The organism is Streptomyces sp. NPDC058674 (assembly GCF_042716505.1).
GTDB lineage: Bacteria > Actinomycetota > Actinomycetes > Streptomycetales > Streptomycetaceae > Streptomyces.
Window position 1 is genome coordinate 26,754 of record NZ_JBHXSC010000009.1, and the last position, 13,324, is coordinate 40,077.

At 73.4% G+C, this 13,324-nt stretch carries 12 protein-coding genes; 2 read left to right on the plus strand and 10 right to left on the minus strand.

Annotation, left to right across the window (positions count from 1 at the left end; genetic code table 11):
• Nucleotides 1–52 precede the first annotated feature (52 nt).
• The 3 genes from ACFWU6_RS07270 to bldG all read right to left on the minus strand — a co-directional run bounded on the left by ACFWU6_RS07270 (nt 53) and on the right by bldG (nt 3,595).
• Nucleotides 53–2,455 (minus strand): sodium-translocating pyrophosphatase, encoded by a 2,403-nt coding sequence (locus tag ACFWU6_RS07270; RefSeq protein ID WP_383979128.1) that lies wholly within the window; start codon nt 2,453–2,455, stop codon nt 53–55.
• A 257-nt stretch (nt 2,456–2,712) separates the two neighbouring features.
• Nucleotides 2,713–3,153, minus strand: coding sequence for an ATP-binding protein (locus tag ACFWU6_RS07275; RefSeq protein WP_383806044.1), 441 nt, complete (start codon nt 3,151–3,153; stop codon nt 2,713–2,715).
• Between the two features lie 100 nt (nt 3,154–3,253).
• On the minus strand, nt 3,254–3,595 hold the full coding sequence (gene bldG, locus ACFWU6_RS07280) for an anti-sigma factor antagonist BldG (RefSeq protein ID WP_365110777.1): 342 nt from the start codon (nt 3,593–3,595) through the stop codon (nt 3,254–3,256).
• Between the two features lie 81 nt (nt 3,596–3,676).
• On the opposite strand from bldG, the gene ACFWU6_RS07285 reads away from it, so the two are divergent.
• The gene (locus ACFWU6_RS07285; protein ID WP_383979131.1) at nt 3,677–6,157 is read left to right on the plus strand and encodes a DEAD/DEAH box helicase; all 2,481 of its coding nucleotides are present in this window, start codon (nt 3,677–3,679) and stop codon (nt 6,155–6,157) included.
• Nucleotides 6,158–6,410: 253 nt separating this feature from the next.
• On the opposite strand, the gene ACFWU6_RS07290 is transcribed toward ACFWU6_RS07285, so the two are convergent.
• From ACFWU6_RS07290 to ssd, 7 genes are all read right to left on the minus strand, one after another.
• Entirely contained in the window at nt 6,411–6,872 is a 462-nt protein-coding gene (locus ACFWU6_RS07290; RefSeq protein WP_383806040.1) for an Rv3654c family TadE-like protein, read from the minus strand.
• Nucleotides 6,869–7,255, minus strand: coding sequence for a TadE family type IV pilus minor pilin (locus ACFWU6_RS07295; protein WP_383979134.1), 387 nt, complete (start codon nt 7,253–7,255; stop codon nt 6,869–6,871). Before ACFWU6_RS07295 ends, ACFWU6_RS07290 begins: the two co-directional genes overlap by 4 nt.
• Nucleotides 7,242–7,439: a DUF4244 domain-containing protein gene (locus ACFWU6_RS07300; RefSeq protein WP_383806036.1), complete on the minus strand. Its 198-nt coding sequence runs from the start codon at nt 7,437–7,439 to the stop codon at nt 7,242–7,244. The genes ACFWU6_RS07295 and ACFWU6_RS07300 overlap by 14 nt, the downstream gene beginning before the upstream one ends.
• 58 nt (nt 7,440–7,497) lie before the next feature.
• Nucleotides 7,498–8,094: a type II secretion system F family protein gene (locus ACFWU6_RS07305; protein ID WP_383979138.1), complete on the minus strand. Its 597-nt coding sequence runs from the start codon at nt 8,092–8,094 to the stop codon at nt 7,498–7,500.
• Between the two features lie 179 nt (nt 8,095–8,273).
• Nucleotides 8,274–9,164, minus strand: a complete 891-nt coding sequence (locus tag ACFWU6_RS07310; RefSeq protein WP_383979140.1) for a type II secretion system F family protein — start codon at nt 9,162–9,164, stop codon at nt 8,274–8,276.
• Nucleotides 9,161–10,309 carry a TadA family conjugal transfer-associated ATPase gene (locus ACFWU6_RS07315; RefSeq protein WP_383806030.1) on the minus strand — a complete coding sequence of 383 codons (1,149 nt, stop codon included), beginning with the start codon at nt 10,307–10,309 and terminating at the stop codon, nt 9,161–9,163. The genes ACFWU6_RS07310 and ACFWU6_RS07315 overlap by 4 nt, the downstream gene beginning before the upstream one ends.
• Entirely contained in the window at nt 10,306–11,463 is a 1,158-nt protein-coding gene (gene ssd, locus ACFWU6_RS07320; RefSeq protein ID WP_383979142.1) for a septum site-determining protein Ssd, read from the minus strand. Before ssd ends, ACFWU6_RS07315 begins: the two co-directional genes overlap by 4 nt.
• 625 nt (nt 11,464–12,088) lie before the next feature.
• Between ssd and ACFWU6_RS07325 the strand changes: the two genes are divergently transcribed.
• On the plus strand, nt 12,089–12,961 hold the full coding sequence (locus ACFWU6_RS07325; protein ID WP_383979145.1) for an HAD family hydrolase: 873 nt from the start codon (nt 12,089–12,091) through the stop codon (nt 12,959–12,961).
• Nucleotides 12,962–13,324: the final 363 nt, after the last annotated feature.

Consider the following 13,324-nt stretch of genomic DNA (forward strand, 5'->3'; position numbering starts at 1 on the left):
TACGTCATGCCGTCGTACGTCGTGCTGTCGTGCTGCCCGGATCGGGCCCGGGTCAGGAGACCGTCGCGGGGTCGGCCGACTGCGCCGACCGCTTGGCGGCTCCGTCCTCGGTCTCGTCCCCGACCGCGATGCCCCGGCGCTTGGAGACGTACACCGCGCCGATGATGACGGCGATCGCGAGGACCGCCACGACCGCCCGTACGGTCGGGCTGGTGTCGTCGCCGTAGCTGAACTGCACGATCGCGGGGGCGATCAGCAGCGCCACCAGGTTCATCACCTTGAGCAGCGGGTTGATCGCGGGGCCCGCGGTGTCCTTGAACGGGTCACCCACCGTGTCGCCGATCACGACGGCGGCGTGCGCCTCGCTGCCCTTGCCGCCGTGGTGGCCGTCCTCCACCAGCTTCTTGGCGTTGTCCCACGCCCCGCCGGAGTTGGCGAGGAAGACCGCCATCAGCGTGCCCGTGCCGATCGCGCCGGCCAGGAACGAGCCGAGGGCGCCGACGCCTAGGGAGAAGCCCACGGCGATCGGGGTGAGGACGGCGAGCAGGCCGGGCGTGGCGAGCTCGCGCAGCGCGTCCTTCGTGCAGATGTCCACGACGCGCCCGTACTCGGGCTTCTCGGTGTAGTCCATGATCCCGGGGTGCTCGCGGAACTGCCGGCGCACCTCGTAGACCACGGCCCCCGCGGAGCGGGAGACGGCGTTGATGGCGAGCCCGGAGAACAGGAACACGACGGCCGCGCCCAGGATCAGACCGACCAGGTTGTTCGGCTGGGCGATGTCCAGGCTGAGGTTCATCTCCCCGGCCTTGGCCCCGACCTGCTTCACCGCGGTGGCGATCGCGTCGTTGTACGAGCCGAACAGCGCGGCCGCAGCGAGCACGGCCGTGGCGATGGCGATCCCCTTGGTGATGGCCTTGGTGGTGTTGCCCACGGCGTCCAGGTCGGTCAGGACCTGCGCGCCGGCGCCCTCGACGTCACCGGACATCTCGGCGATGCCCTGGGCGTTGTCGGAGACGGGCCCGAAGGTGTCCATGGCGACGATCACGCCGACGGTGGTGAGCAGGCCGGTGCCGGCCAGGGCCACCGCGAAGAGCGCCAGCATGATCGAGGTGCCGCCGAGCAGGAACGCCCCGTAGACCCCGAGGCCGATGAGGAGCGCCGTGTACACGGCGGATTCCAGGCCGACGGAGATCCCGGCGAGGACCACGGTGGCCGCGCCGGTGAGGGAGGACTTGCCGATGTCCCGGACGGGGCGGCGGCTGGTCTCGGTGAAGTAGCCGGTGAGCTGCTGGATCAGGGCCGCGAGGACGATGCCGATCGCGACCGCGATGACGGCCAGGACCCGCGGGTCGCCGGGGTGGTTGACGATCGCGGGGTCCTCGACGCCGACGAGCTCCTTGTAGGTGGCCGGCAGGTAGGCGTAGACGGCGATCGCGACCAGCACCAGGGAGATCACGGCCGAGATGAAGAAGCCGCGGTTGATGGCGGTCATGCCGGTGCGGTCGGAGCGGCGCGGGGAGACCGCGAAGATGCCGATCATCGCGGTGACGACGCCGATCGCGGGGACGATCAGCGGGAAGGCGAGGCCCAGGTCGCCGAAGGCGGCCTTGCCCAGGATGAGTGCGGCCACGAGGGTGACGGCGTAGGACTCGAAGAGGTCGGCGGCCATTCCGGCGCAGTCTCCGACGTTGTCGCCCACGTTGTCGGCGATGGTCGCGGCATTGCGCGGATCGTCCTCCGGAATGCCCTGCTCGACCTTGCCGACCAGGTCGGCGCCGACGTCGGCGGCCTTGGTGAAGATGCCGCCGCCGACACGCATGAACATGGCGATCAGGGCGGCGCCCAGACCGAAGCCCTCCAGGACCTTCGGGGCGTCGGCGGCGTAGACCAGGACGACGCACGAGGCACCGAGGAGGCCGAGGCCGACGGTGAACATGCCGACGACGCCGCCGGTCCGGAAGGCGATCTTCATCGCCTTGTGGGAGACCTCGGTCAGGTCCTTGGCCGGCTCGCCCTCGGCGGGGGTCGCCTCGCGGGCGGCCGCGGCGACGCGGACGTTGGCCCGGACCGCGAGCCGCATGCCGATGTAGCCGGTGGCGGCCGAGAAGAGCGCACCGACCAGGAAGAAGGCGGAGCGGCCCGACCGCTGCGACCAGTCGTCGGCGGGGAGCAGGAAGAGCAGGAAGAACACCACGACGGCGAAGACGCCGAGGGTGCGCAGCTGGCGGCCCAGGTAGGCGTTGGCGCCCTCCTGAACCGCTGCGGCGATCTCCTTCATGCTGTCGGTTCCCTCGTCGGCGGCGAGGACCTGGCGGACCAGGATCTGCGCGACGACGAGGGCGGCCAGTGCCACGGCCGCGATGACGATCACGATGAGCCGATTGTCATCGGTGAGTACTGCGGCTGCCAGATCGGCGGAGCGATCCGGCGCGAGAGGGGTGAAGAGCCCCGTCATTCGTCCTCCTTGACGTGATGAGCTCAAGATGTGGACGGATTGTAGGGAGCGCGCCCTGATCAAAACAGTGCGCAGGAAACCGAATTGGCCTGCACGTGCCCCTCAGCAATGGCTCACGTCACTCCATTACCCTCGAAAGTGGTAATGGGACAAAGCCATTGACGCCTGATCGTCGATCTAGGGAAATGAGAAAGGCCCTGCTCAGCAGGGCCTTCGATAAAGATCAGACGATACGACGGAATACCGCCTCCGGGGATCTACGCCGGACCGGCCGTCCCCGAAACGGGCCAGCTCATCCGGATGGTCCCGCCCGATTCGCCACTGGTCACCTCGACGTCGTCGACCAGCCCGCTGATCACGGCCAGGCCCATCTCGTCCTCGCCCTCGATGTCGGGGTCCAGGACGGCATCGATGCCGGACACGGCGTCGACGGGACCGCCGGGCGGCCCGGGGACCTCGTCGCCGACCTCGATGGAGAACACCTTCTCCTCCTCGGTCAGGACGACCCGGACGGGCGCGGTGAGCCCGTTGTTGCGGTGCAGTCCGACGGCGCGCGAGCAGGCCTCGCCCACGGCGAGGCGGACCTCGTCGAGGACGGCTTCCTCCACACCCGCCCGGCGCGCCACGGCGGCCGCCACCAGGCGGGCCGTCCGGACGTGTTCGGGCTGGGCGCTGAAGCGCAGTTCAACGGTGGCCATGCGCGTCCCCCTCGGACTACGGGCGTGACTTGGCAGGGGACCGGACCGACCACGGCCCGGTACCCTGCACTCCTTGCCGGCTGCTCGCCGCCGGGAGCCGTCAGTCGGTGGCGGCGACGGCGTCTTCCACCGAGGTGTGAATCGGGAACACCTTGGTCAGACCGGTGATACGGAAGATCTTCAGGATGCGCTCCTGGTTGCACACCAGGCGCAGCGAACCCTCGTGCGCCCGGACGCGCTTGAGACCTCCCACCAGCACACCGAGTCCGGTGGAGTCGAGGAAGTCCACTCGCTCCATGTCGACTACCAGGTGGTAGCTGCCGTCGTTCACCAACTCCACCAACTGCTCGCGCAGCTTGGGCGCGGTATACACATCAATCTCGCCACCGACCTCGACGACCGTACGGTCGCCGACAGTGCGAGTCGACAGGGACAGGTCCACGGATCCTCCAGCACCTTGCTATCGAGCGGCGCCCCCCAGGGGCCTCCCCACCCGAAGGTAGGCGAGGGATTGGCTGCCGCGATGGCATTCAACCACTTACCGGCAGGCGCGCACGACGCCTTGGGTCCATTGTCCCGCACGCCGGTGACACACTCGGTTCCAATGGCCAATACTCACCGCCCCGGTCGGCCCACGGCACCCGCGGACCCACGACCCACTCCCGGCACGGTCCTGGACCGGCTCTCACGGGGGTCTTCCCGAGCTGCGCGCATCACCCATACGGAGCACTTGCCCCCTCGGGCGGGTCGTCATGCGGTCTGGCCCGATCGCATCCGAACGGATGTCGTGGCGGCCATCCGGGCAGCCGGTATCGAACACCCGTGGGAACACCAGGCCGCGGTCGCCGAGCTCGCCCTGGACGGCGAATCCGTGGTCGTGGCGACCGGCACCGCCTCGGGCAAGTCGCTGGCCTACCTGGCGCCCGTGCTCTCCGCCCTCGCAGACGGCGCCGAAGCCCCCAACGGCAGGGGCGCCACCGCCCTGTACCTGGCCCCCACCAAGGCCCTGGCGGCCGATCAGCGGCGTGCCGTACGCGAGCTCGCCGCGCCCCTCGGCACCGCCGTCCGCCCCGCCGCCTACGACGGGGACACCCCCGTCGAGGAGCGCGAATGGGTGCGGCAGTACGCCAACTACGTCCTCACCAATCCCGACATGCTGCACCGCGGAATCCTGCCCGCCCACGCCCGCTGGTCCTCCTTCCTGCGGGCCCTGCGCTACGTGGTGATCGACGAGTGCCACACCTACCGCGGCGTATTCGGCTCGCACGTGGCCCAGGTACTGCGCCGACTGCGCAGGCTGTGCGCCCGCTACGGCTCCGACCCCGTCTTCCTGCTGGCCTCCGCGACGGCGGGCGATCCGGCCGGGGCGGCCTCCCGGCTGACCGGAAAACGCGTGATCGAGATCACCGACGACGCCTCCCCGCGCGGCGAGCTGGTCTTCGCCCTCTGGGAACCCCCGCTGCTCAGCGAGCTGCGGGGCGAGAGGGGCGCGCCCGTACGCCGCACGGCCACCGCCGAGACGGCCGACCTGCTGACCGACCTGGTGGTGCAGGGCGTCCGTACCGTCGCCTTCGTCCGCTCCCGGCGCGGCGCGGAGCTGATCGCCGTGATCGCCCAGGAGCGCCTCGCCGAGGTGGACCGCTCGCTGGTTCGGCGGGTCGCCGCCTACCGCGGCGGATACCTGCCGGAGGAGCGCCGGGCCCTGGAGCGGGCCCTGCACTCCGGCGAGCTGCTCGGCCTGGCGGCCACGACCGCCCTGGAGCTGGGCGTGGACGTCTCGGGCCTGGATGCCGTCCTGATCACCGGCTACCCCGGCACCCGGGCCTCCCTGTGGCAGCAGGCCGGCCGGGCCGGCCGCTCGGGCCAGGGCGCCCTGGCGGTGCTGATCGCCCGGGACGACCCGCTCGACACCTATCTCGTCCACCACCCGGAGGCGCTCTTCCGCCGACCGGTGGAGGCCACCGTCCTGGACCCGGACAACCCGTACGTCCTCGCCCCCCACCTGTGCGCGGCGGCCTCCGAGCTGCCCCTGACCGAGGCGGACCTGGAACTCTTCGGCCCGGCGAGCCGCGAGCTCCTCCCCCAGCTCGAAGCGGCGAAGCTGCTGCGCCGCCGGGCCACGGCCTGGCACTGGACCCGCCGGGAACGGGCCTGCGACCTGACCGACATCCGGGGCGGCGGCGGCCGCCCGGTGCAGATCGTCGAGGCGTCGACAGGGCGGCTGCTCGGCACGGTCGACGAGTCGGCCGCGCACTCGGCCGTCCACGAGGGCGCCGTCCACCTCCACCAGGGCCGCACCTACCTGGTCGAACACCTCGACCTGGAGGGCTCAGCCGCCCTGGTCGAGGAAGCCGATCCGCCCTACTCCACCACCGCCCGGGACACCACCTCCATCTCCGTCCTGGAGACCGAGACCGAGATCCCGTGGGGCGCGGCCCGGCTCTGCTACGGCTCAGTCGAGGTCACCAACCAGGTCGTCTCCTACCTGCGCCGCAAGCTGATCACCGGCGAGGTACTGGGCGAGGCCAAGCTCGACCTGCCGCCCCGCACCCTGCGCACCCGGGCCGTCTGGTGGACGGTCACGGAGGACCAGCTCGACGAGGCCCGGATCCACCCGGAGATCCTCGGCGGCGCACTGCACGCCGCCGAGCACGCTTCGATCGGCCTGCTGCCGCTCTTCGCCACCTGCGACCGCTGGGACATCGGCGGCGTCTCCGTGCCGCTGCATCCCGACACCCTCCTCCCCACGGTCTTCGTCTACGACGGCCATCCCGGCGGCGCCGGATTCGCCGAGCGGGCCTTCCACACGGCCCGCGCCTGGCTGACCGCGACCCGCGACGCGATCGCCGCCTGCGAGTGCGAGTCCGGATGCCCGTCCTGCATCCAGTCGCCCAAGTGCGGCAACGGCAACGACCCCCTCCACAAACGCGGCGCCATCCGCCTCCTCACCCGCCTCTTGGCGGAGCCCCCGATCACCCAGCCCCCCGGCCCCTCCCTGTCCTAGCCATCCCCAGGACGGCCCACCGCGGCCCTGCGGGCTGCCGGGAGGCCCCGCAGGCATCCACCGCGACCCGCAGTCCCCGAGGCGCGGCCCCGGCCGCCCCCGCCTCGAGAGGAGCCCCGCGGCGGGCCCTCGAGCCCTGGGCCGCCTCCCGGAGGGACGGTGGAGCCTGCGGCCGGGCCCGGGGCGGGGCCCGGACCTGTCAGCCGATCCGGCGGACGGGCCGGGCCCGGCCTGCCCGGGCCGGTCGACGGAGTCACCCGAGCGTGTCGGCGGGGTCCGCCCGGTCGGCGGGAGAGGCTCGCGGAGACCGGTCCTCCGGACGGTCCGAGTCCCGCGTCGGGGGCGACGAGCCGGCGGGTGAGGCCGGCTCGGCCGGCGAAGGCGATTCGGCGGGCGGACCCGCCCGGGCCCGGATGCTCGGGGCGAAGGGGCCCGTCACCGGATGGGCCGCCACCTCGGCCACCTCCCCCAGGACCCGGCAGGAGTCCAGCGCCGCCTCCTGGGCCCGAGCCACCCGCAGGGCAGCCGCGCAGGCCGATTCCGGCCCGTGGGCCCAGGTCGCCGCCGCGGCGAGCGCCGCCAGGTCCGCGGCCGCCGCTGCCCGGTGGCGGGCCACGACGGCCTGCCCCAGCAGCAGCACTCCCCCGAACACGGCGCCCAGCACCGTCGCCACCAGGGCCGCCCACACCGTGGCCGACCCCCGGTCCCGGCTCACGGCGGCGGCCCCACGCTGTCCTCCGCCAACGCCACCGCCCGGGCGCCGAGCCGTACCGGCAGGCGCGCCGGCCCCGGCGCCGGCGCCACCACCCGGACCCGCCACAGGTCTCCGGCCCGCTCAAGCTCCACCTCCGCCCCCGGCGGGGCGGCGGCCCGCGCCGCCGCCACCGCCACCTCCGCCGGCTCCGACCGGGCCGCCGCCCTGGCTCCGGCCCGGGCCGCGTCCACACAGCGGATCTGCGCGGCCGCCGCCATCAGCGCCCACACCAGCAGCGCCGCGAACAGCACCAGAGCCGGGATCACCAGGGCTGCCTCCGCCGTCACATAGCCCAGGTCACCCCTTCCTCGGTTTTCCCCGGAGATTTCCTCAGAACGGCACATCGAGTGCCTTCCCGATGGTCGACTGAAGGGCCGTGGAGACCACTTCGCTCGTCACCACCTTGTACAGAACGGCGGCGAACGCACAGGCCGCGATCGTGCCCATGGCGTATTCCGAAGTGGACATTCCCTCGTCGCCTCCGCGACCGCTCAGCGCGGCCCGCACACGAAACCAGATGATCCTCATGGCAACTCCCGTTTTTCCGTTGTCGTTTCCGTTGTCGACTTATGTGGCCCATGTGTCTTCAGGTGTGGGAGAGGAGACCGGAGGCCATTCCGATCACCACCGGTGCGACCCCGATCGCGAGGAATGCAGGGAGAAAACACAACCCCACCGGCGCGGTGACCAGAACCGCCGCCCGCTGCGCCTTCGCGCCCACCTGCCGCGCCCGGTCCTCCCGCAGGGCCGACGCGAGGCGGGACACCGGCTCCGCCGCGGGCGCCCCCGTCCGACCCGCTCGCTCCAGGCATTCCGCGAGCCCCCGGGCGCCCGGTATCTCCGCCAACCTCCCCCACGCGGAGCTCGGTTCGCCGCCGAGCCGCAGTTCCGCCCCGGCTCGCGCCAGCCCCTCGCCCACCGGGCCGCCCAGCGCCTCCCCCACCACCTCGGCCGCCTCCACCGGCGCCGCCCCGGCCGCCAGGCACGCCGCCAACAAGTCGGCTGCCAGCGGCAACTGACGCTCGACCTCCCGCCGATCGACACCGGCCGGGGGGCGCGCCCTCGCCTGCCAGCGCCACACCCCGAGCGCGGCCGCCCCTCCCATCAGCAGGCCCACCACTCCACCGGCCAGCACCCAGCCCGCCAATGCCGCCCCGGCCGGAGCCGCCCACCCAGCGGTCACCTCCCGCAGCCTGGAGCCCGAAGCCCGTCCCCAGGGGGCCGGTTCCTCCCCCAGCAGGGCCGACACACGCCGCCGCGCCCGGCGCCCGCGGATCCGCGCCGCCATCGCGGACACCACGCACACGACCGCCACCGCGAGGCACAGCACCGTCCCCGGCCCGTGCGCCTCGAAGCCGCCCCTCATCGCTCCCCCATCCGCACGATGCGCCTGCACCACAGCAGCCCCAGCCCTTCCAGCACCCCGCCCGCGAGCAGGCAGCCCCACCCCATCGGGGTGTGCAGCAGCACGCGGAGCGGATTCGCCCCCAGCCCGGTCCCGATCAGCAGCCCCACCAGCGGCAGCAGCGCGAGCACCACGGCCGTCGACCTGGCCCCCGCCAACTGGGCCCGCAGCGACTCCTGCCGGTCCCGCTCGGCCCTCAGGGCCCCCTCCAGCCGGTCCAGTCCGGCGGCCAGGCCGGCGCCCCCGTCCACGGACACCCGCCAGCAGGCCGCCATCCCGGCGAGCCCCTCCGCGCCCGGCTCGCGAGCCGCGAGGCGCAGCGCCCCCGGCACGTCCCCGCCGAACGCCGCGGCGGCCAACACCCCCGCCTCGGCCGCGCCAGGACCTCCGGGCCCCGCAGCCGTCCGCCGCATCGCCGCGGTGAGCGCCTGCCCGGGCTGGGCACCGGCCCGCAGCTCAGCCACCGCCGCACCGCACAGCTCCACCACCTCGGCGGCGCGCGCCGCCCGGGCGCGCTCCCGCGCCCGGACCCGCAGCCACCGCCGGACCAGCGGCACCGCGCCCGCACCGGCCACCAGCGGGATCACCGAGCCGCCGGCGACCGCCACCAGCAGCCCCGCGACCAGGCAGGCCCACTCCCGCCAGCGGGCCGCCCGCACCCGTACGGCGATCAGCAGCCGCTCCCGGCGCGCCGGACCCCGTACAGCCACCGCCCCAGCCCCGGCCCCCGCCAGCACCAGCCGGGCCCGCCGGGAGACCCGCTCGCCTCCGGCCAGCACCCAGGCGGCGGCCCCGGCACACAACACCCCCGCGAACACCGGCGCCGACAGCGCCGCCCCGGCGCTCACCTGGCACTCCGCAGCAGCGGGCGCAGCCGCTCCCAGCCCCGCTCCCGTACGAAGCCGCGCGCGCCCCAGCGCAATGCCGGCACGGTGACCACGAGCCCGGCGGCATCCCGCTCCAACACGTGCACCTCGGCCACCCGGCGGCGCCCTTCGCGGTCCCGGACCAGATGGACCACCAGCGTCAGCGCCGCCGCCAACTGGCTGTGCAGGGAGGCCCGGTCGAGCCCGGCGACCGTGCCGAGTGCCTCCAGCCGGGCCGGGACGTGGGCGGCGGCATTGGCGTGGACCGTGCCGCAGCCTCCCTCGTGCCCCGTGTTCAAGGCAGCCAGGAGGTCGGCCACCTCGGCGCCCCGGACCTCGCCGACCACCAGCCGGTCGGGCCTCATCCGCAGCGCCTGCCGGACGAGATCCGCCAGGGTCACCAGCCCGGCGCCCTCCTGGTTGGCGGGCCGCGTCTCCAACCGCACCACGTGCGGATGGTCGGGGCGCAGCTCGGCCGAATCCTCGGCGAGGACGATCCGCTCACCCGGACCGACCAAGCCCAGCAGGGCGCTGAGCAAGGTGGTCTTCCCGGTGCCCGTCCCCCCGGAGACGAGGAACGACAGCCGGGCCTCGACCATGTCCCGGAGCAGCCGCTGCCCGCCGGGCGGCAACGTGCCCGCCGCGACCAGTTCCTCCAGGGTGAAGGCCCGCGGCCGCACCACCCGCAGGGAGAGACAGGCCGAGCCGACCGCCACCGGGGGCAGAACGGCATGCAGCCGGGTGCCGTCCGGCATCCGGGCGTCCACCCAGGGCCGCGCGTCGTCCAGGCGGCGACCCGCCACGGCGGCCAGCCGCTGGGCGAGCCTGCGCACGGCGTCGGCGCCGCTGAAGGTCACCCCGGTCAGCTCCAGCCCGCCGCCCCGGTCCACCCACACCCGGTCGGGAGCCGCCACCAGGACGTCGGTCACCTCGGGGTCGGCGAGCAGCGCCTCCAGCGGGCCCGCGCCGACCATCTCGGACCGCAACTCCGCCGCCACACCGAGCACTTCCGCGTCGCCCAGCAGCCGTCCCTGGGCCCGCAGGGCCGCCGCCACCCTGGCCGGGGTCGGCTCCGCCCCACTTTCGGCGAGCTGCCGGCGCACCGCGTCCAGCAGTACGGCGCTCATGCCGGCACCCCCTGGGCCGGGCCGAGCGCCCGCTGCCAGAAGCCATCACAGAAGCGGGCCAGGGCGCTCCGCCCCTGCGCCCCCGGCGGTTCCCCCTCGGCCACCCGCCCGGGGAGCCCCACCTCGACCGGCACCTCGCCGGCCAGCGGCGCCCCCAACAGCCCGGCCACGGCCTCCGGGTCGAGGCCGGCCGGTGAACGGCCCCGCACGACGACGCGCACGTCCCGGGCCGCCATCCGCACCCCGGCCGCCACCCGGCCCGCGGCCGCCACCGCCCGCAGCTCGCACGGCACCACCATCAGCACCAGGTCCAACTGGGCCAGCACCTCGGCGACGGCCTCGTCCACCCGGCGGGGCAGATCGACCACGACCACCCCGCCCCTGCGGCGGGCGGCGGCAACCACCGAGCGCATCGCGGCGGGCGGCACCACCACCCGGTCGCCGCGGTCCCAGCTGAGCACCCGGAGGGCGTGCAGTTCGGGCAGGGACTCCTCCAGCGCTCCGGCCCCGACCCGCCCCCGCGACTTCGCGAAGTCGGGCCAGCGCAGTCCTTGCGCGCCCTCGCCCCCGAGCAGGACGTCCATGCCCCCGCCCAGCGGGTCGCCGTCGATGAGGATGGTCCGCTCCCCGGCGCGGGCGGCCCGAACGGCCAGCGCACAGGCGAGGGTCGAGGCTCCGGCGCCGCCGCTGCCTCCGATCACGCCCACGGCGAGGGCGGGCCGCCCCGCTCCCTCCACCACATCGGCGATGCGGTCGACGAGACTGCTCTCGGCCTCGGGGAGCCGCAGGACCTCCTCGGCGCCGATCTCGACCGCCCGCTGCCAGACGAGGGGATCGTCCAGGTCCCGGCCGACGAGAAACACCCCGTCCCTGCGCGGCGCTCCGCGCACCCGTCGGGCCGCGTCATCCCCGACCAGGACCAGAGGCGCGGAATCCCAGCCGACACTGCCGCCCCTCGGCCGGCTTGAGCCGCCCTCCGCATCACCCTCCCGGGCAGCCCCCGCAGTCCCGTCGCTTCGCTCGGGCACCGCGTGGTGCACATGCGGGTCGGCCCCCGCGGCGGCGCACAGCCGCAACAGGTCGTCGAGCAGCCGGGGATCCTCGGTGATGATCAGGGGCCGCCCCCCGGCGGGCCCGGCCGCAGGTCCGGTCACGGCCCGCGGTTCTGTCGAGGCCCCCGGTCCGGTCGAAGCCCGCGGTCCGGCCGAGGCCCCGGGCCCGTCCGCGACCCCGGCGCCGCTCCCGGCACCGACCCTTGCGCCGACACCGGTCCGCCGCCCGCGGACCACCGTTTCCCGCACTTCACACGACGTCGATCGCGCCACGATCTCCGCCCCCTTCCTGCTGCACATCCGTTCGCCGCGGAGTTCGCGGCAGTAATCACGGTGCAGCCATTGGAAAAGGAATGTGGATCTTGCCGGAAAACTGTGGACAGAGACCCCATTGTGAATAACCCGGTCACCCTCCCAGGTGAGTTCCGGAGCGCGGCGGAACCATTACGCAACGTAACGAGTCAGAGGGGGAGGAGGGTCTTCGCCGCGTGGGCCCCGCTCGACAGGAAGGAGCTCGGGAATGGTCACCTGGGGCCGAAGAGGGGGACGCGAACCGCGTCCGGACATGCGACGACCCCCGCCGGGGGGGAGAGCGGGGGTCGTCCCCACGGTCCGACTCGGGGGGGGAGGAGCCAGACCGGGTTAGCACGGTCGCGAACGATCCGTGACTTCCATGGTGTACCCGAGAGGCTTCTCAGGCAAACCCACGCGCCACACCTTACGCCGAATGGTGGGCGCATATGCTCGGTGCGTGGAAAATCAGCCCTTGCCGCACTCCTCGCCTCGCACCGCAGCCTTCTTCGACCTGGACAAGACGGTCATTGCGAAGTCGAGCACCCTGACGTTCAGCAAGTCCTTCTACCAGGGCGGCCTGATCAACCGGCGGGCCGTGCTGCGCACCGCGTACACGCAGTTCATCTTCCTGGCCGGCGGCGCCGACCACGACCAGATGGAACGGATGCGCCAGTACCTGTCCGCCCTCTGCAAGGGGTGGAACGTGCAGCAGGTGCGGGAGATCGTCGCGGAGGCCCTGCACGACCTCATCGACCCGATCATCTACGACGAGGCCGCCTCCCTCATCGAGGCCCACCACACGGCCGGCCGCGACGTCGTGATCGTGTCGACTTCCGGCGCCGAGGTCGTCGAGCCGATCGGCGAGATGCTCGGCGCGGACCGCGTCGTCGCCACGCGCATGGTCGTGGGGGACGACGGATGTTTCACCGGGGAGATCGAGTACTACGCCTACGGGCCCACGAAGGCCGAAGCCGTCCGCGAACTCGCCGAGTCCGAGGGCTACGACCTCGCCCGCTGCTACGCCTACAGCGACTCGTTCACCGACGTCCCGATGCTGGAGGCGGTCGGACATCCGCACGCGGTCAACCCGGACCGGGCCCTGCGGCGTGAGGCGGTGGCCCGGGAATGGCCGGTCCTCGTCTTCAACCGGCCGGTGCGCCTGAAGCAGCGGTTCCCCGGCCTGTCCATGCCCGCCCGTCCGGCGCTGGTCGCCGCTGCGGCCGTGGGAGCGGCGGCCGCCACCGCGGGGCTCGTCTGGTGGGCGAGCCGGCGCCGGGCCGGCGCCCTGGCCGCGGCCGGCGGCTGATTCCGCCGACCGGCCCCCTCGACTGACCCCGCCGAAAGGTCCCGAACGTCCCGAAACGTGGCCGTACCGGCCGCCCGATTGGCCCGATATCGCCCCGGAAAGTAAAGAAGTACGGCCAGGGCTTCCGCATGTCTCCGAAGCGGAGTAGAAAGGAACCAACGGCCCGCGAGACCAAAGAACATCCGAGAGGATCATCTTTAAAACGCAGTAAGGCCCACGGACCGAAGCAGGAACGCCGAGCACCCACGCGACGTCGACCCGTCGATTACGGGCCAGCCGCACCAGGTAACGGGCAAAGCTCCCGACCTGATGGGCAAACTTCGAGGACGCTTGGTAACTGGGCGGGAATGCGAGCGGCGACAC

Coding starts and splice junctions, on each gene's coding strand:
- ACFWU6_RS07285 (WP_383979131.1), top strand. CDS start 3,677: ATGGCATTCAACCACTTACCGGCAGGCGCGCACGACGCCTTGGGTCCA.
- ACFWU6_RS07325 (WP_383979145.1), top strand. CDS start 12,089: ATGGTGGGCGCATATGCTCGGTGCGTGGAAAATCAGCCCTTGCCGCAC.
- ACFWU6_RS07315 (WP_383806030.1), bottom strand. CDS start 10,309: ATGAGCGCCGTACTGCTGGACGCGGTGCGCCGGCAGCTCGCCGAAAGT.
- ACFWU6_RS07300 (WP_383806036.1), bottom strand. CDS start 7,439: ATGAGGATCATCTGGTTTCGTGTGCGGGCCGCGCTGAGCGGTCGCGGA.
- ACFWU6_RS07270 (WP_383979128.1), bottom strand. CDS start 2,455: ATGACGGGGCTCTTCACCCCTCTCGCGCCGGATCGCTCCGCCGATCTG.
- ACFWU6_RS07295 (WP_383979134.1), bottom strand. CDS start 7,255: ATGTGCCGTTCTGAGGAAATCTCCGGGGAAAACCGAGGAAGGGGTGAC.
- ACFWU6_RS07275 (WP_383806044.1), bottom strand. CDS start 3,153: ATGGCCACCGTTGAACTGCGCTTCAGCGCCCAGCCCGAACACGTCCGG.